The sequence below is a fragment of the Pseudomonas sp. 58 R 3 genome (genome assembly GCF_900006605.1).
GTDB lineage: Bacteria > Pseudomonadota > Gammaproteobacteria > Pseudomonadales > Pseudomonadaceae > Aquipseudomonas > Aquipseudomonas salomonii.
On the sequence record NZ_CVTT01000072.1, the window covers coordinates 1 to 23,990 of the forward strand.

The window sequence follows — 23,990 nt, forward strand, 5'->3', positions numbered from 1 at the left end:
GGCCAGGCTGGCAGCGGTGGCGCAACCGGCCAGGCCGCCACCGATGACCATGGCATGGCGCTCGCCGTTGACGGCTGCCGGGCGCGCAAACCAGGGTTTGGGTGTGGCCGGTGGTGGCGTATCGTCGGGCCAACCGAGAAACTCGCCGCGCAGGATTTCCCACTTGTGGCCAATGCCCGGCGTGCGTTTCATCTTGAAGCCGGCGGCGTTGATCAGCCGACGTACCCAGCCGGTGCTGGTGAAGGTGCTGATGGTCGAGCCCGGTGCCGCCAGGCGCGCCAGTTCGGCGAACAACTCAGCGGTCCACATGTCGGGGTTCTTGGCCGGGGCAAAACCGTCGAGAAACCACGCGTCGATTTGCGCATCCAGTTGCGGCAATTGCTCCAGGGCGTCGCCGATCAACAGCGTCAGGGTCACGCGGCCGTTATCCAGCACCAGGCGCTGGAAGCCTGGGTGGATGGCGATGTACTGCGCCAGCAGTTGTTCTGCAAAAGGCTGCAGTTCGGGCCAGAGGGCGAGGGCGCGCTGCAGGTCTGCGTGGCTCAGCGGGTATTTCTCCACGCTGACAAAATGCAGGCGTGCCCCGGGCACTGCGTGTTGTTCGAACAGTTGCCAGGCGCACAGGAAATTCAGCCCCGTACCAAAACCGGTTTCACCAATCACCAACCGCCCATTCACCGGCAAGGCGGCAAAGCGCTCCTGCAAACGGTTCTGTTCAAGGAACACATAACGGGTTTCTTCAAGGCCCGACTTGTCGGAAAAGTACACGTCGTCGAACACTCGCGAATGCGGGCGGCCTTGGTCATCCCAGTCGAGCTGGGCGTGGGTGATGGGGGTCATGGGCGGCTCATAAAAATAACGGCGGGCAAAGGCACGGCGGCCATTCTAGCCGATCAACCGGTAATGAATTGACCCACGGCAAGCGCGGGTTGAATTTCCTTCCGCGTGTTGTTGCCCAATCCGCTAGTCTTGAGCCATCTTGAAATGGAGCTGCCCATGTTCGAATCCGCGGAAATCGGTCACGCCATCGACAAAGACACCTTTGAGGCCGAAGTGCCGGCCCTGCGTGAAGCCTTGCTGGAAGTGCAATACGAACTGCAACAGCAGAAGCGCTTCCCGGTGATCATCCTGATCAACGGCATCGAAGGCGCGGGCAAGGGCGAAACCGTCAAGCTGCTCAATGAATGGATGGATCCGCGTCTGATCGAGGTGCGCACCTTCGACCAGCAGACCGACGAAGAACTGGCACGGCCACCGGCGTGGCGCTACTGGCGCCAGCTGCCGGCCAAGGGCCGCATGGGCATCTTTTTCGGCAACTGGTACAGCCAGATGCTGCAAAGCCGTGTGCATGGCCAGATCAAGGATGCGCGCCTGGACCAGGCCATCGCGGGCGCCGAGCGCCTGGAAAAGATGCTCTGTGATGAAGGCGCGCTGATCTTCAAGTTCTGGTTTCACCTGTCTAAAAAGCAGATGAAGGCGCGGCTCAAGGCGCTGGCCGACGACCCGCTGCACAGCTGGCGCATCAGCCCGCTGGACTGGCAGCAGTCCGAAACCTACGACAAGTTTGTGCATTTCGGCGAGCGTATCCTGCGCCGCACCAGCCGTGACTACGCGCCGTGGCATGTGATCGAAGGCGTGGATGCGAATTACCGCAGCCTCACGGTGGGCAAAATCCTGCTCGAAAGCCTGCAAAACGCCTTGAAGCTGCCCAAGGGCAAGGCCAGCGGCATGAACCCGGCGCCGTTGATTGCCTCGGTGGACAAAAAGAGCTTGCTCGACAGCCTCGACTTGACCCAGCGCCTGGACAAAGACGATTACGAAGAACAGCTGATTACCGAGCAGGCGCGCTTTTCCGGCCTGATGCGCGACAAGCGCATGCGCAAGCACGCATTGATCACCGTGTTTGAAGGCAACGATGCGGCGGGCAAGGGCGGGGCGATCCGTCGCGTGGCGGCGGCGCTGGACCCGCGCCAGTACCATATCGTGCCGATTGCCGCGCCGAGTGAAGACGAGCGCGCTCAGCCGTATCTGTGGCGCTTCTGGCAGAAGATTCCGGCACGCGGCATGTTCACCGTGTTCGACCGCTCGTGGTACGGCCGTGTGTTGGTGGAGCGTATCGAAGGCTTCTGCACCCCGGCGGACTGGATGCGCGCCTATGGCGAGATCAATGATTTCGAAGAGCAACTGCGCGATGCGGGCGTGATTGTGGTCAAGTTCTGGCTGGCCATCGACAAAGACACGCAGCTGGAGCGCTTCCAGGCCCGTGAGGAAATCCCCTTCAAGCGCTTCAAGATCACCGAAGACGACTGGCGCAACCGCGATAAGTGGGACGATTACCGGGCGGCGGTGGGTGACATGGTCGACCGTACCAGCACCGAAGTGTCGCCCTGGACCCTGGTGGAAGCCAATGACAAGCGCTGGGCGCGGGTAAAAGTGCTGCGCACCATCAACCGCGCGCTGGAAGAGGCGTTCGACAAGACCGACAAACACGACAAGAAGAAAAAGAAATAGCGGAAGCTGTCGAGCATTGATCGTTCCCACGCTCTGCGTGGTAACGCATCCAGTGACGCTCCGCGTCGCCTTCAAGGTGGCCTTGGTCAGCGGGACGCAGAGCGTCCGGGGCTGCATGCCCACGCGGAGCGTGGGAACGATCCAAAGAAATAACCCTGGCTCGCCACAGAAGCCTCGTTCGTAAGGCGGTCATGCTTTTGCATATGCCAGGTGAATGATCATCGCGGTTGGGCAGGCCCGGATCTATGCTCGGTCCATCTCCCAACAACAAGATCGAGGTAGCCCATGCGTGAAGTAGTGATCGTCGACAGCGTGCGAACCGGCCTGGCCAAGTCCTTTCGTGGCAAGTTCAACCAGACGCGCCCGGATGACATGGCGGCCCATTGCGTCAACGCGCTGCTGGCGCGCAACGGTATCGACCCGGCGACGGTCGAGGATTGCATCGTCGGTGCCGGCTCCAACGAAGGCGCCCAGGGCTACAACATCGGGCGAAACGTGGCGGTGCTCTCGCAACTGGGCACCGGGACGGCGGGCATGACCCTCAACCGGTTCTGTTCCTCGGGCTTGCAGGCAATTGCGATTGCGGCCAACCAGATTGCCTCGGGTTGCAGCGATATCATCGTCGCCGGTGGCGTCGAGTCCATCAGCCTGACCATGAAAAGCGTCAACACCGACAACCTGATCAACCCGCTGCTCAAGGCGCAGGTGCCGGGCATTTACTTCCCCATGGGCCAGACCGCCGAGATCGTCGCGCGCCGCTATAACGTCAGTCGCGAAGACCAGGACCTGTACGCCCTGCAAAGCCAGCAACGTACCGCCCAGGCCCAGGCCGACGGCTTGTTCAACGATGAAATCGTGCCGATGGCGGTCCAGTACAAGGTCGAAGACAAAAATACCGGCCAGGTGCAGGTGCTCGATGGTGTGGTCGACCGCGACGACTGCAACCGCCCCGACACCACCCTGGCCAGCCTCAATGGCCTTAAGCCGGTGTTTGCCGAAGACGGTTCGGTGACGGCGGGCAACTCCTCACAGTTGTCCGATGGCGCTTCTATGACTTTGGTGATGAGCCTGGAAAAAGCCCTGCAACTGGGGCTCAAGCCCAAAGCGTTTTTCCGTGGTTTTACCGTGGCCGGTTGCGAGCCGGACGAAATGGGCATCGGCCCGGTGTTCTCGGTGCCCAAACTGCTCAAAGCCAAGGGCCTGCAGGTGGCGGATATCGACCTGTGGGAGCTTAACGAAGCGTTTGCTTCGCAGTGCCTCTACGCACGCAATCGCCTGGAAATCGACAACGCCAGGTACAACGTCAACGGCGGCTCGATCTCCATCGGCCATCCGTTCGGCATGACCGGGTCGCGGCAAGTGGGGCACCTGGTGCGTGAGTTGCAGCGCCGTAACCTGCGCTACGGCATCGTCACCATGTGCGTGGGCGGTGGCATGGGCGCGACCGGATTGTTTGAGGCGGTGCGTTAGTCAATCGACAGTTAGCACCGTAGCCAAATAAAGGGGGAGCATGCTCCCCCTTTGCACATTCGCTGTTTGGTAATAATCAGGTACGGCTTCGTTTGTTTGATTAGTTGCTCTAATGGCGTAAACACGGTTATTTTTTAACTCATGTAATCCTCGTCTTACAGATGCGATCTGGTTTGAATTGTTCTCATTAGTCCGCGCGTAGTCCTTTTCCTTCAGCGCTTTTCAAAGTTTTGGCAAATAGCCATGTTTTTCCTGCGTGGTCTAGTGTGTCGCGGCTACTTGGTTTGCGGAAATGGATGGCTTACTTGCGCAAGTGTGAAGTGGAGAATTGCCTGGCGTTGAGCTGATCCCTGAATTGCAATACAACTAATTGGAAAACAACTCAGGAGTCATCGGCTTAACAACACGGGTTATAACCGCTCGTTTAATCAGCCCTGCACCGACCTGTGGCCGGGCTTCTTTAATGACACTTGTGAATAAGTGGGAATCTGTACATGAAAACCAAAATGAAAGCTGCGCTGTTGTCTATCGGTCTGATGGCCGGCTCGATCTCTGTTGCGCAGGCAGCGGATGGGACGGTTACGTTTCTGGGGTCGGTGCACTCGGGTGCTTGCTCTATCAAGCCTGACTCGGTGGATCAGACCGTTCGCCTGGGGGCGATTGCCAAACACCAACTGGAGTCGGGCGGCAAGTCTGAAGCGCGTCGTGTGCTGATTGAACTGGAAGGCTGCGACCTGTCCGGCCTGACCGATAACACCGTGACCACCACCTTCACCGGCGCGCCTTCCAGCGCTGTGCCTGGTGCGATCGGTACGGTCGGTGGTGCAGGCGGCGTGGGCATCATGATGACTCACGGCGGTGACCTGGTTGAACTGGGCAAACCCACTACCCCGCAGGCCATCGCCACCGGTAACAACACCCTGGAGTTCGGTGCCTACGTGCAAGGCGCTGCCACCGACCCGATCATCCCGGGCGACTTCAGCGCCGTCACCAACTTCACCTTGGCTTATCAGTAAGTTTTGCTCCCCGCCACCCAGCGTGGCGGGGGGACGCTGACGGGAGATCCAGGTGAAAACATTCAAACGCCTCGCACTCGCCTCTTCTTTGATGACATTCATCAGCCCTTGCGTATTCGCCCAGGCATCTTCGCAAGGTCATGGCGTGGTTCAGTTGGGGGGAGAAGTCGTTGACTCCGCCTGCGGGCTGGAACTGGGCAGTATCGATCAGACCATCGAGATGCCACCGGAGCCGGTCGGCCGGTTGCTACGCAACACGCGCGGCGAAGACCATCCCTTCCAACTGCGACTGGTCAATTGCACGCTGACTCGCCCGGACCCATCACGCCCTGGGGCAACCCTGCCTGACTGGGAACACATGCGGGTGACATTTGACGGCGCTACCGACCGGGGAGGGCTCTCCTTTGCCGTGTTTGGTGGCTCGCAGGGGGTTGCCCTGCACATCGTTGACGCTGCTGGCGAAGAGAGTGTTCCCGGGCAGCGAATGTCGCCCACGCCTTTGTCGGAGGGCGATATGACGCTCAACTACAGATTTTATCTGGTCGGTAATGGACTGCCGCTGGTCGTGGGTGCTCACACCGCCGCAGTGCGGTTCAAGTTGGAATACTTTTGAATAGTGATGGACAGGCGTTCATGTTGAATACAGCGAAGTTCAAAAATACGCTGCGCCCGAGCCTGTTTGGCGGGTTGATGTCTCTGGCAGGAACAGCACTGGGAGCCGGGGATGTCGAGTTTAATACGGATGTGCTCGACCTGATTGATCGCAGCAATATTGACTTGTCTCAATTTGCCCGCAGCGGGTTTATTTTGCCGGGTACTTACACGATGGTGGTGCAAGTCAATGGCCAGCCTATTCCTGAACAATCGGTGGCGTTCTATCCTCCGGACAAAGACCCCAAAGGCAGTCAGGCGTGTTTGTCGCGCAGCCTGGTGGAACAGTTAAGCCTGAAAGGCTCCGATGCCGACAAGCTGGCATGGTGGAAGGGCGGCGAGTGTCTGGATATTCAAAGTTTGCCAGGCATGGAAGTCAGTGGAGACCTGGCCACCTCCACGCTGAGTATCAACTTGCCCCAGGCGTACCTGGAGTACAACGCTATCAACTGGGACCCGCCTGCGCGCTGGGATGAAGGGGTGCCAGGGTTGCTGGTGGACTACAGCCTGACGGCCCAGTCCAATTACCAACGAGGCGACGGCAACCGTAATAACCTCAGTGGCAACGGCACCGTCGGCGCCAATGCCGGCGCCTGGCGCTTGAGGGCCGACTGGCAAGGGCGCCTCGAACGTGGTCGGCAGGAAGCGGCCGGGCCGCAAAAGCTGGAGTGGAGCCGCTACTACGCCTATCGCGCGATTCCTGCGCTGAAGGCGCGCCTGGTGGTGGGCGAGAATTACCTGTATTCGGACCTGTTCGACAGCTTCCGTTTTACCGGTGCCGCGCTCAACTCGGACGAGAGCCAGTTACCGCCCAACCTGCGTGGCTACGCGCCGGAAGTGGTCGGGGTGGCCAAGACCAATGCCAAAGTCATCATCAGTCAACAGGGCCGTGTGCTCTACGAAACCCTGGTCGCAGCAGGCCCCTTTCGCATCCAGGACTTGCAGGATGCGGTAACGGGCAAGCTGGATGTACGCGTCGAGGAGCAGGACGGTTCGGTGCACAGCTTTCAGATGGATACGGCGGGTGTTCCTTATCTGACTCGCCCTGGACAGGTTCGCTACAAGTTGGCGACTGGCCGACCGTCGAATCTTCAGAACGGCTCGGATGGCAATGTTTTCGGCACCGGCGAGTTTTCCTGGGGCATCAGTAATGGCTGGTCGTTGTTCGGCGGCGGTATGACCGATAACAACTATCGGGCGTTATCGGTCGGGGCCGGCAGGGACTTGCTGGCGTTCGGTGCCGTCTCGCTGGATGTGACGCAGTCGCGCGCCGAGGTTTGGCGCGAAACGCTCTCGGGCAAATCCTATCGCCTTCAATACTCCAAGAACTTCGAAGAGTACGACAGCCAAGTGACCTTCGCCGGTTACCGGTTTTCCGAGAAAAACTTCTTGAGCATGAGCGAGTACCTGGACGCCCGGTATTACGGGTTGAACGGCGAACTCGGCGGGCGAGGCGATTATCGCGATCCCAGTGAGGGCTGGAAGCCGATTGGTGGCAGCAAGGCGCTGTATACGGTCACGGTCAACAAGCAGTTTCGCGACCTGGGCGCCACCGTCTACGCCAGCTACAACAAGCAAACCTATTGGGACCGGCCAGACACGCAGCGTTGGAACCTGTCGTTGTCGCGCTATTTCAATGTGGGCACGGTCAAGAACATGAGCCTGTCCCTGAACATGTACCGCACCCAGGAATACAACTACAAAGACAACGGCATGGCCGTGACGGTCAGCCTGCCCTTGGGGCGCACCGGCACACTGTCGATGGATGCCAACCGGACCGCCGGCAGGAACAACTTCGCGACGCGCTACAGCGATCGCCTCGATGAGCGCAACAGCTACCAGCTCAGTGCCAGCGATTCTTCCGCCAGTGGTTACTTGAGCCATATGGGCGACCAGGCCGACATCGACCTGAGCGCCAGCACTCAAGAGGGCGGCTACAGCAGCCTCGGCCTGTCGGCACGTGGCGGCGGCACGCTCACCCCCTACGGTGGCGCACTCCATCGTACGACCAGCACCGGCGGCACCCGCCTGATGATCGACACCGGCGGCGTACCTGATGTTCCGGTGCGCGGTTATGGCTCACCGACCCGCAGTAATGTGTTCGGCAAGGCCGTGATCTCCGACATCAGCAGTTACCAGCGCACGGCGGCCAGCGTTGATCTGGAGCGCTTGCCAAACAATGTCGAGGCCACTCAATCGGTCACGCAACTGACCCTTACCGAAGGCGCGATCGGTTACCGCTCGCTGGATGTGATCGCCGGTGAAAAGGCCATGGCCGTTGTGCGTCTGCCCGATGGCAGCTTGCCGCCTTTCGGCGCCACGGTGAAGAACCTCAAACAACAGGACACCGGGATTGTGAATGACGGCGGCAACGTCTACCTGAGCGGTATCCAGGCCGGCGAGCAGATGGTCGTCAGTTGGGGCGGTGACGAACGCTGCCTGCTCACGCTGCCTGTCACGTTGCCTGCGGATGGGTTGACCGACGCCCTGCAACTGCGCTGCCAGCTGGTAGCCACAGACCCATCCTTGGCTGAACCTGCCGTGCTGACCGGCAAGCCCACTGATACGGAGAACACATCCTCATGATGCCCAACATACGACTCACTTCCCAGACCTTGGCGCTGCTGGCTCTGGCCCTGAGCCAGAGCGCCAACGCCGCCGTCGGCCTGGATCGTACCCGCGTGATTTTTGATGGCGGCAAAGATGCCACCAGCGTGAATATCACCAACAACAATACCCAGTTGCCGTATCTGGCCCAGGGCTGGATCGAGGACGAGGCGGGTAAAAAAATCACCTCGCCGCTGATCGTGCTGCCACCGGTTCAACGCTTGGAGCCTGGCAAACAAAGCCAAGTGAAAGTCCAGGCGCTGCCGGCGGCCAAGTCGCTGCCGCAGGACCGGGAGACGGTTTACTACTTCAACCTGCGGGAAATTCCGCCGCGCAGCGATAAGTCCAACACCCTGCAAATTGCCTTGCAGACCCGCATCAAGCTGTTCTACCGGCCGCAAGCCATTACGCCGAGCCAGCAGGACCTGTCCAACCCCTGGCAGCAGAAACTCACCCTGACCCGCGAAGGCGACCAGTACCGGGTCCACAACCCGACGCCTTACTACGTGACCCTGGTGGATGCGCGCAGCAGCAAGGAGGGCAAAACCGTGGAGGGCTTTGCGCCCCTGATGATTGCGCCCAAGGAGTCGTTGACCCTGGGCCCTTCCGCCAAGGCGCTGGGTTCGGCGCCTTACCTGGCCTATGTGAATGATTACGGCGGTCGTCCGCTCCTGGCGTTCACCTGCACGGGTGACACGTGCAACGTGAACGTGCAGGCCTCATCGCCTAATTGAGTAATGCCAGCTGCTGGAGAACATCATGAAGTCGCAACGTGTGAAGGTCTTGGGCGGCCTGTTATGGGTCTTGGCGGCGGCGGTTCACGCCGCCGAGGATGACGAGGATATCGAAGGTATGAGTGGGCTGCTGAATGTGCTCGGCTCTATGCATGAATCGCCTTGCAGCCTGGATATGACCTCACTGCATCAGACGGTTGACCTGGACGCCGTGTCCACCAGCCAATTGCAACGGCCCGGCGACCAGGCGACGGCCAAGGCCTTTCAGCTGCGGTTTACCGATTGCCTGCGCACGGCCGGCCGTGTGCGCAACGAACGCACGGGAAACCTGGCATGGAGCGCCTACCAACCCGTGGTGTCGATAACGTTTGATGCGCCGGCCGATGCCGATGACCCACGGCTGGTCAAAGTGCAAGGCATCACCGGGATGGGCCTGCAATTGACCGACGCCTTGGGCCGTGACGTACAGCTGGGTTCAAGGGGCCAACCCTTGTTTTTGCCCGTAGGACGCAACACCCAGACCTGGCGTGTTCGGCCCACCCGCACCACCGCGCCATTGAGCAGTGGGGCATTCAGGGCTGTGGTGGATTTCAGGCTCAATTATGAGTAAGGGCAACGCGATGACCCAATCAATCGGCCCAAGGGCCATTCTTATTGCTGGTGGCCTGCTGTGGTTTGTCAGTCAAAGTGTGCAGGCCGAGACCAGTTTGGTCATCCGGGCAGTCATCATCGCGCCTGCGCCTTGCGTCATTAATAACGGCACGACCCTTGATGTGCCGTTTGGCAATGACCTTCAGACGTCACGGGTGGATGGCGTCAATTATCGTCGCGGTGTGCCTTACACCGTCACCTGTGATTCGCCCTTCAGCAACGCCCTGACCCTGGAACTCAAAGGCACCGGCGCCGGGTTTGACAGCCGCGTGCTGGCCACCCGCAAGGCCGACCTTGGGGTCAAGTTGTTCGTGAACGGCACTGACTGGCCGCTGAATACGGCGGTGAATTTTACCTTTCCCAATTTCCCCGTGGTGCAGGCGGTGCCGGTCAAGCGTGAGGGCAGCAAGCTGACCGGCGGGGCATTCGATGCTGCCGCCACCCTGGTGGTCGATTACCAATGACGAGGAATGATCAATGACTTTTTGGCAGCAGCGCGCGTTGCTCACCTTGTGTTCCATCGGCCTTTGCAGTGGTGCGTCGGCCAATTTGACGTTCAGCGGGACGCTGAATGAACCACCGCCTTGCACGATCGACAGCGGCAACACGATTGAGGTGGATTTTGGCGACGTCGGGGTAAAGCGCGTCGACGGTGTGAAGTATCGCAGAGGTGTCGGCTACGCCATCAACTGTGGCACCGACACGTTGCCGTGGGAGCTCAAATTGAGCGTCAACGGCACAGCCACCTCGTTTGACGGTGCAGCGGTGCAGACCAACGTACCGGCACTGGGCATTCGTGTTTTCCAGAATAACCTGCCACTTCCACTTAATACGCCACTGGACATCAACCTGTCGTCACCGCCGACTTTGGAAGTGGTGCCGGTGCAGCTGCCAGGCGCCATTTTGACGCCCTCGCGATTTACGGCGGTGGCCACGTTGTTGGCCGAATACCAGTAGGAGCTGAGTCGATGCGAAACCACATTGTGCCAAAAGGCGGGCTGGCGTTATTGCTCACCTTCGGCCTGATCCCCCTGGGCCATGCGGCGGACAACCTGATGTTCAAGGGCAACCTGGTTGAAGAGGCCTGCACCCTCCGCCCAGGCGATGAAGCAATCACGTTGGAGCTCTGGGACGTCACCAGTAAGCACCTCTACATCAACACGCGAACAGTGGGCAAGCGGTTCCAGCTGCACCTGGAGGAGTGTGACACCACCATTGGCAACACCGTGACCATCACCTTCGGCGGTGCCGAAAACAGCGAGCTGCCCGGTTTGTTCGCGCTGGACGGTGGCAGTGGTGCCTCAGGGATTGGCGTCGGTATTGAGACACTGAGCGATAAGCCACTGCCTGTGAATGCCGTCAGCGATGAGCAGGTGTTGAGTGATGGCAGCAATGTGATCGAACTCAAGGCTTTTGTGCAGGGCGAGCCGACCGCCATCAGGGATCAAACCATCGGGCACGGTGCATACACGGTGACCTCAACGTTTACGCTGGATTACCCGTAACGATCAACCGACATTCATAGGTTGGAAACAGCCTTGCACACACCTCGCTCGCTGGAAGGTGGTCTGCGCGGATACGCAACGAGAGATCAAAATGAAACGAATATACAAAGCTGTTGTGCTGCTCCTGCTGACTGCTGTTGCAACGACCGCGCAGGCCGTTGACTGTCGGGTCAATGGCGGGGCGTGGGGGCGTGTCACTCACCTGACCGTACCCGTGAACGTCCGGCTCGATGAGGATCGCACGAGGATTCTGATGGAGGGCGCCCGGCTCGAATGTCGATTCACCGCTGGTGCAGGTCCTGCTTGGGGCGAAGACTACTGGGCTACCGGTAATCCAACAGGCGCCCCTTGGACCCCCGGCCCTAAATTCAGCAGCGAGAGGGCCGGTTTGCGAATCAACGGATCTTTCCAGAATGTTCCTGTTCCGGCGGGGATACGAATAGCCACGATGCCCAACAACGGCGTCGGCTACCCGATCAATATCACGCCTTACATTCTGATGCGTAGCAGTCCATCCAACCCGATCGATGTTCGAATCGGCGATATGCTTGGGCTCCTGCGTATCTCCGCCACGAACAACTATAACTCAGACAGAGCGGATCTCACGGTGACCTACACCGCAGCCAACGACTTCACCGTTTCCCCCTCCACCTGCACGATCAACAACAATAACCCGATCGAAATCAACTTCGGCACGGTGCACCAGCGCGCAATCGGCATAGACCCGCTCACATCCTCCATCGTCAGTAACCGCAGACTCACCTACTCCTGCCCGGACGGCGGGATCAACACGCCTATCACGATTACCTACAAAGGCACCCGTTCCGGATTCGACACGCGGCTGTTGATGATGAGTAACCCGGACGTGGGCACGGCCATGGTGCGCGCGGGAACTGCAGTGCCGGTGAACGGTTCGTTCCTCACCCGTATCACCAACAGCGCGGGCGCAGACGATGTGACGTTTTCGCTGGTACGGCGCAATGGCTCTCTTCCGACAGCAGGGGCTGTAAGTGGCAGCGGTGTGCTGGTGATGGGGGTGCCCTGACACACAAAATGATCGATACCCAAAGCGCAGTGCATCGCCCTAGAATGCCGGCTCCTCCACCTCTGGTTTTTTGGGGCACTCATGCACATTTCTTCGGGCCGCTGGGTCTATGGTTTTCTCCTGACCCTGCTGACCGCGCTGCTCTGGGGCATTCTGCCGATCAAGCTTAAACAAGTGTTGCAGGTGATGGACCCGGTTACCGTCACCTGGTTTCGCCTGGTGGTGGCCGGCAGTTGCCTGTTTATCTACCTGGCGCTGAGCAAACGCTTGCCCAGTCGCAAGGTGCTTGGCCCCAGGGGCGGCTGGCTGGTGGCGATGGCTGTGTGCGGGCTGGTGGGCAACTACGTGCTGTACCTGGTGGGCCTGAAAATGCTCAGCCCCGGCACCGCGCAACTGGTGGTGCAGATGGGGCCGATCTTTTTGATGATCGCCAGTGTGTTCGTGTTCAAGGAGCGTTTCAGCCTGGGGCAGGGCGCGGGGTTGGTGGTGCTGATCCTCGGTTTTGGTCTGTTCTTCAATCAGCGCCTGGCTGAGTTGCTGACCTCCATGGGCGCCTACACGGCCGGCGTGCTGACGATTCTGCTGGCCACCACCATCTGGGTGTTCTACGCCCTGGGCCAGAAGCAACTGCTGACGGTGTGGAATTCGCTGCAGGTAATGATGGTGATCTACCTGTCGTGCGCTCTCTTGCTCACGCCGTGGGCGCATCCGCTGGAGGCTTTGCAACTGAGCCCGCTGCAAGGCTGGTTGCTGTTGGCCTGCTGCATGAACACGTTGGTGGCGTATGGCGCGTTTGCCGAAGCGCTGGCGCATTGGGAGGCGTCGCGGGTCAGTGCGACCCTGGCGCTGACGCCGTTGGTGACCTTTGTCGCGGTGGCCTTGGCGGCGTGGTTGTGGCCGGACTATGTGCAGGCGGAGCAGATCAATACCCTGGGCTACGTCGGCGCGTTGGTGGTGGTGCTCGGGTCAGCGACGGTAGCGCTGGCGCCGTCGCTGCTCGCCGGGCTCAAGGCCCGGCGGCTGCGCATGGCGCATTAATACCCTTAAAGGACGAACACGCCCACTGTGGCGAGCAGGCTTGCCCTGCGTTGGGCTGCGCAGCGGCCCCAAAACCCGCCGACGAGGTCTGTCTGACAGAGCGCGTTGCCTGGATCAGGGCGGCTTCGCCACCCAACGCAGGGCAAGCCTGCTCGCCACAGAAACCGCGTTCACCACAGGATGCTTTTTCGCCCGCTCTCCTAGTGCCCGGCTTCCAGCATGTTTTCCGGGCGCACCCACTGATCGAACTCTTCATCAGTCAGGTAACCCAGATCCAGCGCGGCCTGGCGCAGCGTCAAGCCTTCGGCGTAGGCCTTCTTGGCAATCTGCGCCGACTTGTCGTAGCCGATATGCGGGTTGAGCGCCGTTACCAGCATCAAACCGCGCTCCAGGTGCTCGGCCATTTGCTCGGCATCCGGCTCAAGGCCGGCGATGCAGTGCTCCTGGAAGTTGTTGCAGCCGTCGGCCAGCAAGCGGATCGATTCGAGCAGGTTGTGGATGATCACCGGCTTGTACACGTTCAGCTGCAAGTGCCCCTGGCTGGCGGCGATGCCGATGGTCACATCATTGCCCAGCACCTGGCAGGCCAGCATCGACAGCGCTTCGCACTGGGTGGGGTTGACCTTGCCCGGCATGATCGAGCTGCCCGGCTCATTGGCCGGCAGCTTGACCTCGGCCAGCCCGGCGCGTGGGCCGGAACCCAGCAGGCGCAGGTCGTTGGCGAGTTTCATCAGCGCCACCGCCAGGGTTTTCAGTGCGCCGTGCAGGGTCACCAGTGGCTCGTGGCCCGAGAGCGCGGCGAACTTGTTCGGCGCAGTCACGAATGGCAAGCCGGACAGCGCCGCCAGCTCGGCGGCAATCGCCTCGCCAAAGCCATGGGGCGAATTGAGCCCGGTGCCCACGGCGGTGCCGCCCTGGGCCAGCTCGCACACGGCCGGCAGGGCGCTGCGGATGGCGCGCTCGGCGTAGTCGAGTTGGGCGATAAAGGCCGAGACTTCCTGGCCAAAAGTGATCGGCGTGGCATCCATCATATGGGTGCGGCCGGTCTTCACCAGTTTCATATGGCGGGCGGCCAACTCGGCCAAACCGCCAGAAAGCGTGGCGAGCGCCGGTAACAGGCGTTGATGAACCGCCTGCACCGCCGCAATGCTCATGGCCGTGGGAAAGCAGTCGTTGGAGCTTTGCGAGCGGTTCACATGGTCATTGGGGTGCACCGGGCTTTTGCCACCACGGACTTTGCCCGACAGCTCGTTGGCACGGCCGGCGATCACTTCATTGGCGTTCATATTGCTCTGGGTGCCGCTGCCGGTCTGCCATACCACCAGCGGGAACTGGTCGTCGTGCTGGCCATCGAGCACTTCATCGGCGGCCTGTTCGATCAGGCGGGCGATGTCGGCGGGCAAGTCGCCATTGCGGTCGTTGACCCGTGCTGCGGCTTTCTTGATCAGGGCCAGCGCGTGCAATACCGCCAGCGGCATGCGTTGCTCGCCGATGGCGAAGTTCACCAGCGAGCGTTGGGTCTGGGCGCCCCAGTAAGCGTCATCCGGGACTTGGACGTCTCCCAGGCTGTCGGTTTCGATACGGCTCATCGGGCACACTCCTTCAGGTTCGTTTGCGCAGTTTAGGCTGTGCTCGGGGGTGGGGGTTCCATAAAAGACGTTTCATCGAGGGTATTCCCATGAGGTTCAGGCTGCATGCCGCTCCCACCGAAAGGTGGATTGCGCGCCCATGCCCCGGCAAAACCAGGCCGAACAAGGCCTGGGGTTGAGCCGCGAGGTTTTTTAGGCGCAGAATGGTCGCCCTTGGGGTCTTACCTCGCCTGCTAGAAAGGAAACTCGATGACTCGTCTTCGTGCCATCTGTACCGCGGTTGCTCTGGTTTGCGCCAGCGGCCAGGTTTTTGCCGATACCGCCAGCCATAACGCCAGTGCCGAAGCCTTCCTGACCCTGGCCCACGCTGACAAGCTGGGTACCCCGGTGTACATGCAAGTGCAGCAAATGTTCGCCCAGCGTTTCGAACAGACCAAGGCACCTGCCGCCAAGCAGTCCGTACTGGACAGCTACCAGGCCAAGGCCAACGCCGCGCTGGACCAGGCCATCGGCTGGCCGAAGCTGAAGCCGGACATGGTCAAGCTCTACACCACCAACTTCAGCGAATCCGAGCTCAAGGACCTGGTAGCCTTCTACCAGTCGCCACTGGGCAAGAAAGTCCTGGAAAAAATGCCGCAACTGACCCAGCAATCGGCCCAGATGACCCAGGCCAAGCTGGAAAGCGCCGTGCCGGTGGTCAACAAGCTGCTCGAAGACATGACCAACGAGCTGGCGCCAAAAGCCGCCGCCCCGGCCAAGAAGAAGTAAGCAGGAATGACCATGCAACAGCGTATCGAAACGGCGCTCGCCGCCCTGAGCCCGCACCACGTGAGCGTGCTGGATGAAAGCCACATGCACAGCCGTGGGTTGCAGACCCACTTCAAGGCCGTGCTGGTCTGCCAGCAGTTCGAGGGGCTCAACCGCGTCAAGCGCCACCAGACGGTCTACGCCACCCTGGGTGACCTGATGAGCGAATTTCATGCGTTGGCGCTGCATACCTATACGCCTGAAGAATGGGCGAAAATCGACGCAGCCCCGGCCTCGCCGACCTGCGCCGGCGGGCATGACTAATGATCAGGTGTCTCTGACCCCCGGCATTTGTTAGAATCCGCAACGCGCCGCTTAGCCGGCGCGTTTTTTTTGCATCCGGTTCACCCCTTACGAGGGTAGCCACCTGGAGAGAACACCCTTGACTCAACCGATCGTCGTGGCGGCACTGTATAAGTTCGTCACCCTCGAAGATTACGTCGCCCTGCGCGAGCCACTGCTGCAGGCAATGGTCGATAACGGCATCAAAGGCACCTTGCTGATCGCTGAAGAAGGCATCAACGGCACCGTTTCCGGCAGCCGCGAAGGCATTGACGGCCTGATGGCCTGGCTCAAGAACGACCCACGCATGGACGACATCGACCACAAAGAGTCGTACTGCGACGATCAGCCGTTCTACCGCACCAAGGTCAAGCTCAAGAAAGAGATCGTGACCCTGGGCGTCGAAGGCGTTGACCCGAACAAAAAGGTCGGCACCTACGTCGACCCGCAGGACTGGAACGCGCTGATCAGCGACCCTGAAGTGCTGTTGATCGACACGCGCAACGACTACGAAGTGTCGATCGGCACCTTTGAAGGCGCAATCGACCCGAAAACCACCAGTTTTCGCGAATTTCCCGACTATATCAAAGCCAACTTCGACCCGGCCAAGCACAAGAAAGTCGCGATGTTTTGCACCGGCGGCATTCGTTGCGAAAAAGCCTCCAGCTATATGCTCAGCGAAGGTTTCGACGAGGTTTACCACCTTAAAGGCGGGATCCTGAAGTACCTCGAAGAGGTGCCGCAGGCAGAAACCAAATGGCAGGGCGACTGTTTTGTCTTCGACAATCGCGTCACCGTGCGCCACGACCTCAGCGAAGGCGACTACGATCAATGTCATGCCTGTCGCACACCGGTCAGCGTAGAAGACCGCGCGTCCGAGCATTATGTGGCGGGCATCAGTTGCCCGCATTGCTGGGATAAGCTGCCGGAGAAGACCCGCCGCAGCGCCATCGATCGGCAAAAGCAGATCGAGCTGGCCAAGGCCCGCAACATGCCGCACCCGATTGGCTTCAACTACAAGCAAACCCCTTCCGAGGCCTGACCCATGCCCGCGCGCCTGCTCTATGTGATGGACCCGATGTGTTCCTGGTGCTGGGGCTTTGCCCCGGTGGCGCAGGCGCTGGTTGAGCAGGCCCAGGCGGCCGGCGTGGACGTGCACCTGGTGGTGGGCGGTTTGCGCACCGGCAGCGGCGCGGCGCTGGAGCCGACTACGCGGCGCTATATCCTTGAGCACTGGCAGGCCGTCACCGACGCCACCGGCCAGCCGTTCAAGCGTGAAGGCGCGTTGCCCGACGGCTTTGTCTATGACACCGAGCCTGCGTGCCGCGCCATCGTCACCGCGCGCAGCCTGGCGCCGGATTGCGCCTGGACACTGTTGGGGCTGATCCAGCGGGCGTTTTATGTCGAAGGCCGGGATGTGACCCTCGCCAGCGTGCTCGTGGAACTGGCCGAGCAGGCCGGTATTCCGCGCATCGAGTTTGCCGGCGCCTTCGACCGCGCCGATCAACATGCGGCGACGGCGGCTGATTTTACCTGGGTGCAGGACCTGGGCATTGCCGGTTTCCCGACGTTGCTGGCCGAGCGTAATGGCCAGTTGGCGTTGCTGACCAACGGCTATCAGCCGTTGTCCGAGCTGTCGCCCTTGCTCGCCCGATGGCTGGAGCGTGCCACCTGTGCAGGATGAGCCCAAACGCACCGACCGACTGACCTGGGCGGAAATTCGCCGCCTGGCGCTGCGTCACAAGAAATCCCTGTGGATCGCCAACGGCGTTGCCGTGCTGGCGACCCTGTGCAGTGTGCCTATCCCTTTGCTGTTGCCGCTGCTGGTGGACGAAGTGCTGCTGGGCCACGGCGATGCCGCGCTCAAGGTAATGAACCACGCGTTGCCACTGGGCTGGCAAAAGGCCGCTGGGTATATCGGCCTGATGCTGTTAGTGACCCTATGCCTGCGCTGCGGCGCGCTGGTGTTCAACGTGGTGCAGGCGCGGCTGTTTGCGCGGCTGGCCAAGGATATTGTGTACCGCATCCGCGTGCGCCTGATCGAACGGCTTAAACGGATTTCCCTGGGCGAATACGAAAGCCTGGGCAGTGGCACGGTGACCACGCACCTGGTCACCGACCTGGACACGCTGGACAAGTTTGTTGGTGAAACCCTCAGCCGCTTCCTGGTGGCCATGCTCACGCTGGTCGGCACCTCGGCGATTCTGGTGTGGATGCACTGGCAACTGGCGCTGTTGATTCTGCTGTTCAACCCCTTGGTGATCTACGCCACGGTGCAGTTGGGCAAACGCGTCAAACACCTGAAGAAGCTGGAGAACGACAGCACGTCGCGTTTTACCCAGGCGCTGACCGAAACCCTCGACGCCATCCAGGAAGTGCGTGCCGGCAATCGCCAGGGGTTTTTCCTCGGGCGCCTGGGCCAGCGCGCCCAGGAAGTACGCGACTACGCGATCCACTCGCAATGGAAAACCGACGCCTCCAGCCGCGCCAGTGGCTTGTTGTTCCAGTTCGGTATCGACATCTTTCGCGCAGCGGCGATGCTCACCGTGTTGTTTTCCGACCTGTCCATCGGCCAGATGCTCGCGGTGTTCAGCTACCTGTGGTTCATGATCGGCCCCGTAGAGCAACTGCTGAACCTGCAATATGCCTATTACGCCGCGGGTGGTGCGCTGACGCGTATCAACGAGCTGCTGGCACGGGCTGACGAGCCGCAATATGCCGGCGGCGAAGACCCGTTCACCGGGCGTGAGACCGTCGGCATCGAGGTGCGCGGTCTCAACTTCGGCTATGGCGAAGAGCTGGTACTCAACCAGTTGAACCTGGCCATCGCACCCGGCGAGAAGGTCGCGATTGTCGGCGCCAGCGGCGGCGGCAAAAGCACCTTGGTGCAACTGCTGCTCGGGCTGTATACGCCCCAGGCCGGCAGTATCCGTTTCGGCGGTGCCACCCAGCAGGAAATCGGCCTGGCGACCATCCGCGAGAACGTCGCAGTGGTGCTGCAACACCCGGCGCTGTTCAATGACACCGTGCGCGCCAACCTGACCATGGGCCGCGCCCGCAGCGACCAAGCCTGCTGGCAGGCACTGGAAATCGCCCAGTTGGATGCTACCGTCAAGGCACTGCCCTTGGGCCTGGACAGCGTGGTGGGGCGCTCGGGTGTGCGTTTTTCCGGCGGGCAGCGCCAACGCCTGGCGATCGCGCGTATGGTGCTGGCCGAGCCGAAAGTGGTAATACTGGACGAGGCCACCTCGGCCCTGGACGCCGCTACCGAATACAACCTGCACCAGGCGCTGGCGCGGTTTCTCAGTGGGCGTACTACACTGATCATCGCCCACAGGCTTTCTGCGGTGAAGCAGGCCGACCGGGTACTGGTGTTTGATGGCGGGCATATCGCCGAAGATGGCGACCATCAGCAGTTGATTGCCGATGGAGGGCTGTACGCCAAGCTCTATGGGCATCTGCAACAAGTGCGTTGATTTAGCTGAGCTATCGAGAGCGGATTTTCGCGTGCGTATCAAGCAGTGCATGTGCAAGGGACCTCATGAAGCAAAAGCGTACTCTCGGAGCGACGTTAAGCAGGCCTCGGTTGCTGGGCATTGTCTGGCCCTTTATTGCCGTCGTGCTGTTCCAGGCATTGCTGGGCTGCGTCAGCCTCTACGTGCTGTCAGCAGTGCGCGGCTATGTGGCAGGCGAGAGCTTGTGGTCCAAGGGCCAGAAAGATGCCATCTACTACCTGACCCTTTACGCCGATAACCGCGACGAAGCGACCTTCCTCAAATACCAGCAGGCCATCGCCGTGCCCCAGGGCGGCCATGAGTTGCGGGTGGCGCTGGACCAACCCACGCCCGATCTTGCGGCCGCGCGCCTGGGCATCCTCAAGGGCGGCAACCACCCCGATGACGTGTCCAGCCTGATCTGGCTGTACCTCAATTTTCGTCATTTCAGTTACCTGGAAAAAGCCATCGAACTGTGGACCGTCGGCGATGGTTACCTGGTGCAACTCGATGACCTGGCCCAGGCGATGCACCGGGCGTTCCACAGCGATCAAGTCAACTCTGGCGACGTTGCCGACTGGAAGAAGCACATCATCGCCATCAACGAAGGCGTGACGCCGGCGGCCAAGGCCTTCAGCGATGCCTTGGGCGAAGGCTCGCGGATGATCCTGCGCCTGCTGCTGATCACCAACCTGGCCACTGCCCTGGGTTTGATCGTGCTGGCGCTGCTGCGTACCCACAAGCTGCTGACTCAACGCCACGCCTTTGCCACCGCGCTGCAAGCCGAGAAGGAGCGGGCGCAGATCACCCTGGAGTCGATTGGTGACGGCGTGATCACCACGGATGTCGACGGTGCGATTGCCTACATGAACCCGGCCGCCGAGGCGCTGACCCATTGGAAAAACGCGCAGGCCCAAGGTTTGCCGTTGGCGGCGTTATTCAACCTGCTCGACGAGAATGCCGAGCCCGATGGTTTTGCCCTGATCGAACACATTATCAAGGGCGAACTCAGTGGTGGCAGCGGGCATTCCAAGCTGATCCAGCGCATGGACGGCAGCACGGTGTCGGTCACCCTGGTTGGCGCGCCGATCCGCAGTGCCGGCAAGGTCAGCGGCGCGGTGCTGGTGCTGCACGACATGACTCAGGAGCGCCAGTACATCGCTAACCTGTCGTGGCAGGCGACCCACGATGCCTTGACGGGCCTGGCCAACCGCCGCGAATTCGAGTTCCGCCTGGAGCAGGTGTTGCAACAGGTGTCGCGCCAGCAGAGCGGGCGGCATGCCCTGATGTTCCTCGACCTCGACCAGTTCAAGTTGGTCAACGACACCTGCGGGCATGCAGCGGGTGATGAGCTGTTGCGGCATATCTGTGCGTTGCTGCAATCGGACCTGCGCGAAGGCGACACCCTGGCGCGCCTGGGCGGCGACGAGTTCGGCATTCTGTTGGAGAACTGCCCGGCAGCCGTGGCGGAAAAGATCGCCGAAAGCCTGCGCCACACCGTGCAAAGCCTGCACTTTGTGTGGAAAGGCCGGCCGTTCATGACCACCGTGAGCATTGGCCTGGTGCATATCTCGCAATCGCCGACCACCCTGGAAACGTCGTTGCGCGCGGCTGATATGGCCTGTTATATGGCCAAGGAGAAGGGCCGCAACCGGGTGCAGGTCTACCATGCCGATGACTCGGAATTGTCCCTGCGTTTTGGCGAAATGGCCTGGGTGCAGCGCCTGCACATGGCCTTGGAAGAAGATCGTTTTTGCCTCTATTCCCAGGAAATCTCGCCGCTGGGTCACACCGATGGCGGCAATGGTCATATTGAGATCCTCCTGCGCCTGCATGACGAGGCGGGTCGGATCATCCTGCCGGACAGTTTTATTCCGGCTGCCGAACGTTACGGTTTGATGACTTCGCTGGACCGTTGGGTGGTGGAGAACGTATTTAAGATTATCGCCCGTTGTATGCAAGAGCGTGCAGGCCGTCCTATGGCTATGTGTGCGATTAATCTGTCAGGCATAACTATTGGAGATGATGATTTTCTCGGATTTTTACGTGAGAAATTCGAGGCTTACAGCATTCCGCCGGAAATGATTTGTTTTGAAATAACCGAGACCAGTGCTATTGCCAATTTGGGTAGTGCGATCCGCTTTATTAATGAACTCAAGGCCTTAGGTTGCCATTTTTCGCTGGATGACTTTTGTGCCGGAATGTCTTCATTCGCCTATCTTAAACATTTGCCTGTAGACTTCCTGAAGATCGACGGGAGTTTCGTAAAGGATATGCTGGACGACCCGATTAACCGTGCCATGGTCGAAGTGATCAACCACATCGGCCACGTCATGGGTAAGCGCACAATTGCCGAATTTGTTGAAACACCGCTGATCGAACAGGCTTTACTTGAGATCGGTGTGGATTATGCTCAGGGCTACCTGATCGAACGTCCGCAATTGTTTACCTTTGATAGTCTGCAATGCCGACCTGTGCGGCCGCAGCCACTGTTGCTAAAGGCGCCCGGCACATTCCGCTGAAGCATTCGACGGTCTGTACAATCACACTAGAAAAGGAGCCCTACAGTGATCGACACCTTCAACCGAACCGGCCCGCTTATGGAAGCCTCGAGTTACCCGGCCTGGGCGCAACAACTGATCCAGGACTGTAGTGAGAGCAAGCGCCGGGTTGTCGAACACGAACTGTACCAGCGCATGCGTGACAACACGCTCAGCGCCAAAACCATGCGCCACTACCTGATCGGTGGCTGGCCAGTGGTTGAACAGTTTGCCTTGTACATGGCACAGAACCTCACCAAGACCAAGTTTGCCCGTCATCCTGGAGAGGATATGGCGCGCCGGTGGCTGATGCGCAATATTCGCGTGGAACTCAACCACGCCGACTATTGGGTGCACTGGGCGCGCGCCCACGGTGTAAGCCTGGAAGAGTTGCAAGCGCAGAACGTACCACCGGAGTTGCATGCACTGAGTCACTGGTGCTGGCACACCAGTTCGGCTGATTCATTGATCGTGGCGATTGCAGCGACCAACTACGCGATCGAGGGGGCGACCGGGGAGTGGTCTGCCGTGGTGTGCTCGACCGGTGTATATGCGGCCGCCTTCCCTGAAGAAGACCGCAAGCGCGCCATGAAGTGGTTGAAGATGCACGCGCAATACGACGACGCCCACCCTTGGGAAGCGCTGGAAATCATCTGCACATTGGCGGGGATGAACCCGAGCAAGGCCTTGCAGGTAGAACTGCGCCAGGCGGTGTGCAAGAGCTACGACTACATGTACCTGTTTTTGGAAAGTTGCATGCGGTTGGAGAACGAAAAAGCAAAGGCGCCAGCAGCCGTTCGCGAGCGTCAGGTTCGCGTCGCCAGCGAGGCGTGATGTAAGCGTGATGGCGGGGGGTTACCCCGCCATTGCCAAGCGGTTGCGACCTTCGCGCTTGGCCACGTACAGGGCGTTATCGGCCCGCCGCAACAGGCTTTCTGCCGACTCGGCCGCCAACAGTGTCGAGCAACCCAGGCTCACCGTCAGTTCAATCCGCTTGCCATCGGCCCAATAGTCCTTGGCCTCTGCCGCCCGACGCAGGCGTTCGCCGACCAAACCTGCCGCATCCCGGCCGGTGTTCGACAGCAAAATCAAAAACTCTTCCCCGCCAAACCGAAACACCATGTCCACATTGCGCAACTGGCTTTTGATCGAGTCGGCGACCGCGCGCAATACGATGTCGCCCGCCGCATGGCCGTGGGTGTCGTTGATTTTCTTGAAATGGTCAATGTCCAGCATCAGCAAGGACAGTGGGCTCAGGTGCCGCCGGGCCATGTCGATTTCCCGTTGCAGCGTCTGGTCCATCGCAATGCGGTTGCCGGTTTCGGTCAGCGGGTCACGCAGGGCGCTGCGGGTGGCGGCGCGGTAGAGCAGGGCGTTGCGCATCGGGTACAGCAGGGTCGACAGCAACGACTCAAGCTGCGCCAATTCGTCGTCCAGCAAACGCTGGTTGCGCCGGAATATCAACTCGCCCAGGTGCTCGCCTTCATGGCTCAAGGTGTAGCTCACCGAGTGGTGCCCACGATGGCCAAACTCCAGGCGCAAGTCGCTGGCCTCATGGCGATATTGCAGCGCGTCCAACGGCACCAGCCGCTGAACCTCGCGAAAGAACAGCGCCAAAATGCGTTCCGGCTCAAGGCTGGTTTGCAATTGCTGGCTCAGTTGCTGACGAAGTTGCGCAAGTGTGGTGGGGCGACGTGGAAGCAGGGACGGCTGACCAAACCCCAGGCGTTGCAATTTGGCACTGTCGAAGTCAATTGCGTTGGTCTGGGTAGGTGATTTCATAAGCTGACGGCCTCTAAGCACTTAACTGTCTTACAGGCTGCACGAGAGTGGCAGATGCCAAGCGCCTTACTGTTCCTTCAGTTCCGTAAAACATTGGAAACAGTTTAAACCGCTTTGCCATGGGTTATAACCCATGGGCCCTGCCACACGTCTTGTCATCGCTTAACCTGCTTGAAAGGGGTTAGAGCGAGATTCATGCCAGTTTGTTTAACTTAAAAAAACGCCTTATAAATCAACGACTGTTTAAAAAGCTCACCCCAGTCGTTGC

22 protein-coding genes are annotated in these 23,990 nt (G+C 60.2%); 19 read left to right on the forward strand and 3 right to left on the reverse strand.

The genetic code is table 11. The features are described 5' to 3' along the window. Positions 1-840: tRNA (5-methylaminomethyl-2-thiouridine)(34)-methyltransferase MnmC2 (gene mnmD, locus BFP92_RS23595; RefSeq protein WP_139114106.1), on the reverse strand; the 840-nt coding region annotated here is incomplete at its 3' end. A 156-nt stretch (positions 841-996) separates the two neighbouring features. Here mnmD and pap point away from each other — a divergent pair. The 12 genes from pap to BFP92_RS23655 all read left to right on the forward strand — a co-directional run bounded on the left by pap (position 997) and on the right by BFP92_RS23655 (position 13,228). Then, positions 997-2,511, forward strand: coding sequence for a polyphosphate:AMP phosphotransferase (pap, locus tag BFP92_RS23600; protein ID WP_065931346.1), 1,515 nt, complete (start codon positions 997-999; stop codon positions 2,509-2,511). 285 nt (positions 2,512-2,796) lie between these two features. Beyond that, positions 2,797-3,981: a thiolase family protein gene (locus tag BFP92_RS23605; protein WP_065931347.1), complete on the forward strand. Its 1,185-nt coding sequence runs from the start codon at positions 2,797-2,799 to the stop codon at positions 3,979-3,981. Between the two features lie 494 nt (positions 3,982-4,475). Further along, positions 4,476-4,997: a fimbrial protein gene (locus BFP92_RS23610; protein ID WP_058420940.1), complete on the forward strand. Its 522-nt coding sequence runs from the start codon at positions 4,476-4,478 to the stop codon at positions 4,995-4,997. Positions 4,998-5,049: 52 nt separating this feature from the next. Beyond that, on the forward strand, positions 5,050-5,610 hold the full coding sequence (locus BFP92_RS23615) for a fimbrial protein (protein WP_065931348.1): 561 nt from the start codon (positions 5,050-5,052) through the stop codon (positions 5,608-5,610). Between the two features lie 20 nt (positions 5,611-5,630). Then, positions 5,631-8,234, forward strand: coding sequence for an outer membrane usher protein (locus BFP92_RS23620; protein ID WP_163005563.1), 2,604 nt, complete (start codon positions 5,631-5,633; stop codon positions 8,232-8,234). After that, on the forward strand, positions 8,231-8,989 hold the full coding sequence (locus tag BFP92_RS23625; RefSeq protein WP_065931349.1) for a fimbria/pilus periplasmic chaperone: 759 nt from the start codon (positions 8,231-8,233) through the stop codon (positions 8,987-8,989). Before BFP92_RS23620 ends, BFP92_RS23625 begins: the two co-directional genes overlap by 4 nt. A gap of 25 nt (positions 8,990-9,014) precedes the next feature. After that, on the forward strand, positions 9,015-9,599 hold the full coding sequence (locus BFP92_RS23630) for a fimbrial protein (RefSeq protein WP_065931350.1): 585 nt from the start codon (positions 9,015-9,017) through the stop codon (positions 9,597-9,599). A 10-nt stretch (positions 9,600-9,609) separates the two neighbouring features. After that, a complete protein-coding gene (locus BFP92_RS23635) occupies positions 9,610-10,104 on the forward strand; it encodes a fimbrial protein (protein WP_065931423.1) in 495 nt (164 codons plus the stop codon). Between the two features lie 13 nt (positions 10,105-10,117). Beyond that, positions 10,118-10,597 carry a fimbrial protein gene (locus tag BFP92_RS23640; protein WP_065931351.1) on the forward strand — a complete coding sequence of 160 codons (480 nt, stop codon included), beginning with the start codon at positions 10,118-10,120 and terminating at the stop codon, positions 10,595-10,597. A gap of 11 nt (positions 10,598-10,608) precedes the next feature. Further along, the gene (locus BFP92_RS23645; protein ID WP_065931352.1) at positions 10,609-11,145 is read left to right on the forward strand and encodes a fimbrial protein; all 537 of its coding nucleotides are present in this window, start codon (positions 10,609-10,611) and stop codon (positions 11,143-11,145) included. A 91-nt stretch (positions 11,146-11,236) separates the two neighbouring features. Continuing rightward, positions 11,237-12,190 carry a fimbrial protein gene (locus BFP92_RS23650; protein WP_065931353.1) on the forward strand — a complete coding sequence of 318 codons (954 nt, stop codon included), beginning with the start codon at positions 11,237-11,239 and terminating at the stop codon, positions 12,188-12,190. 81 nt (positions 12,191-12,271) lie between these two features. Continuing rightward, a complete protein-coding gene (locus BFP92_RS23655) occupies positions 12,272-13,228 on the forward strand; it encodes a DMT family transporter (protein WP_065931354.1) in 957 nt (318 codons plus the stop codon). 200 nt (positions 13,229-13,428) lie between these two features. On the opposite strand, the gene BFP92_RS23660 is transcribed toward BFP92_RS23655, so the two are convergent. Continuing rightward, positions 13,429-14,817: a class II fumarate hydratase gene (locus tag BFP92_RS23660; protein ID WP_065931355.1), complete on the reverse strand. Its 1,389-nt coding sequence runs from the start codon at positions 14,815-14,817 to the stop codon at positions 13,429-13,431. 249 nt (positions 14,818-15,066) lie between these two features. On the opposite strand from BFP92_RS23660, the gene BFP92_RS23665 reads away from it, so the two are divergent. From BFP92_RS23665 to BFP92_RS23695, 7 genes are all read left to right on the forward strand, one after another. Continuing rightward, the gene (locus tag BFP92_RS23665; protein WP_003175221.1) at positions 15,067-15,585 is read left to right on the forward strand and encodes a DUF2059 domain-containing protein; all 519 of its coding nucleotides are present in this window, start codon (positions 15,067-15,069) and stop codon (positions 15,583-15,585) included. 6 nt (positions 15,586-15,591) lie between these two features. Then, complete coding sequence (locus tag BFP92_RS23670) at positions 15,592-15,888, forward strand: BolA family protein (RefSeq protein WP_065931356.1); 297 nt, start codon at positions 15,592-15,594, stop codon at positions 15,886-15,888. Between the two features lie 118 nt (positions 15,889-16,006). Continuing rightward, positions 16,007-16,948, forward strand: coding sequence for an oxygen-dependent tRNA uridine(34) hydroxylase TrhO (locus tag BFP92_RS23675; protein WP_065931357.1), 942 nt, complete (start codon positions 16,007-16,009; stop codon positions 16,946-16,948). Positions 16,949-16,951: 3 nt separating this feature from the next. Next, a complete protein-coding gene (locus tag BFP92_RS23680; protein ID WP_065931358.1) occupies positions 16,952-17,590 on the forward strand; it encodes a DsbA family protein in 639 nt (212 codons plus the stop codon). After that, positions 17,580-19,382 carry an ABC transporter ATP-binding protein gene (locus tag BFP92_RS23685; RefSeq protein WP_056861154.1) on the forward strand — a complete coding sequence of 601 codons (1,803 nt, stop codon included), beginning with the start codon at positions 17,580-17,582 and terminating at the stop codon, positions 19,380-19,382. The genes BFP92_RS23680 and BFP92_RS23685 overlap by 11 nt, the downstream gene beginning before the upstream one ends. A 65-nt stretch (positions 19,383-19,447) precedes the next feature. Beyond that, the gene (locus BFP92_RS23690; RefSeq protein ID WP_065931359.1) at positions 19,448-21,922 is read left to right on the forward strand and encodes an EAL domain-containing protein; all 2,475 of its coding nucleotides are present in this window, start codon (positions 19,448-19,450) and stop codon (positions 21,920-21,922) included. 45 nt (positions 21,923-21,967) lie between these two features. Continuing rightward, the gene (locus BFP92_RS23695; RefSeq protein WP_058420948.1) at positions 21,968-22,774 is read left to right on the forward strand and encodes an iron-containing redox enzyme family protein; all 807 of its coding nucleotides are present in this window, start codon (positions 21,968-21,970) and stop codon (positions 22,772-22,774) included. Positions 22,775-22,795: 21 nt separating this feature from the next. Here the strand turns inward: BFP92_RS23695 and BFP92_RS23700 are convergent, their stop codons facing one another. Next, positions 22,796-23,722, reverse strand: coding sequence for a GGDEF domain-containing protein (locus BFP92_RS23700; protein WP_065931360.1), 927 nt, complete (start codon positions 23,720-23,722; stop codon positions 22,796-22,798). Positions 23,723-23,990: the final 268 nt, after the last annotated feature.

Excerpts from the sequence above, each read along its gene's own strand:
- BFP92_RS23620 (WP_163005563.1), top strand. The coding sequence starts at position 5,631 with ATGTTGAATACAGCGAAGTTCAAAAATACGCTGCGCCCGAGCCTGTTT.
- BFP92_RS23610 (WP_058420940.1), top strand. The coding sequence starts at position 4,476 with ATGAAAACCAAAATGAAAGCTGCGCTGTTGTCTATCGGTCTGATGGCC.
- BFP92_RS23660 (WP_065931355.1), bottom strand. The coding sequence starts at position 14,817 with ATGAGCCGTATCGAAACCGACAGCCTGGGAGACGTCCAAGTCCCGGAT.
- BFP92_RS23630 (WP_065931350.1), top strand. The coding sequence starts at position 9,015 with ATGAAGTCGCAACGTGTGAAGGTCTTGGGCGGCCTGTTATGGGTCTTG.
- BFP92_RS23680 (WP_065931358.1), top strand. The coding sequence starts at position 16,952 with ATGCCCGCGCGCCTGCTCTATGTGATGGACCCGATGTGTTCCTGGTGC.
- BFP92_RS23645 (WP_065931352.1), top strand. The coding sequence starts at position 10,609 with ATGCGAAACCACATTGTGCCAAAAGGCGGGCTGGCGTTATTGCTCACC.
- BFP92_RS23665 (WP_003175221.1), top strand. The coding sequence starts at position 15,067 with ATGACTCGTCTTCGTGCCATCTGTACCGCGGTTGCTCTGGTTTGCGCC.
- BFP92_RS23670 (WP_065931356.1), top strand. The coding sequence starts at position 15,592 with ATGACCATGCAACAGCGTATCGAAACGGCGCTCGCCGCCCTGAGCCCG.
- BFP92_RS23655 (WP_065931354.1), top strand. The coding sequence starts at position 12,272 with ATGCACATTTCTTCGGGCCGCTGGGTCTATGGTTTTCTCCTGACCCTG.
- BFP92_RS23635 (WP_065931423.1), top strand. The coding sequence starts at position 9,610 with ATGACCCAATCAATCGGCCCAAGGGCCATTCTTATTGCTGGTGGCCTG.
- pap (WP_065931346.1), top strand. The coding sequence starts at position 997 with ATGTTCGAATCCGCGGAAATCGGTCACGCCATCGACAAAGACACCTTT.
- BFP92_RS23700 (WP_065931360.1), bottom strand. The coding sequence starts at position 23,722 with ATGAAATCACCTACCCAGACCAACGCAATTGACTTCGACAGTGCCAAA.
- BFP92_RS23605 (WP_065931347.1), top strand. The coding sequence starts at position 2,797 with ATGCGTGAAGTAGTGATCGTCGACAGCGTGCGAACCGGCCTGGCCAAG.
- BFP92_RS23625 (WP_065931349.1), top strand. The coding sequence starts at position 8,231 with ATGATGCCCAACATACGACTCACTTCCCAGACCTTGGCGCTGCTGGCT.
- BFP92_RS23650 (WP_065931353.1), top strand. The coding sequence starts at position 11,237 with ATGAAACGAATATACAAAGCTGTTGTGCTGCTCCTGCTGACTGCTGTT.
- BFP92_RS23690 (WP_065931359.1), top strand. The coding sequence starts at position 19,448 with ATGAAGCAAAAGCGTACTCTCGGAGCGACGTTAAGCAGGCCTCGGTTG.
- BFP92_RS23640 (WP_065931351.1), top strand. The coding sequence starts at position 10,118 with ATGACTTTTTGGCAGCAGCGCGCGTTGCTCACCTTGTGTTCCATCGGC.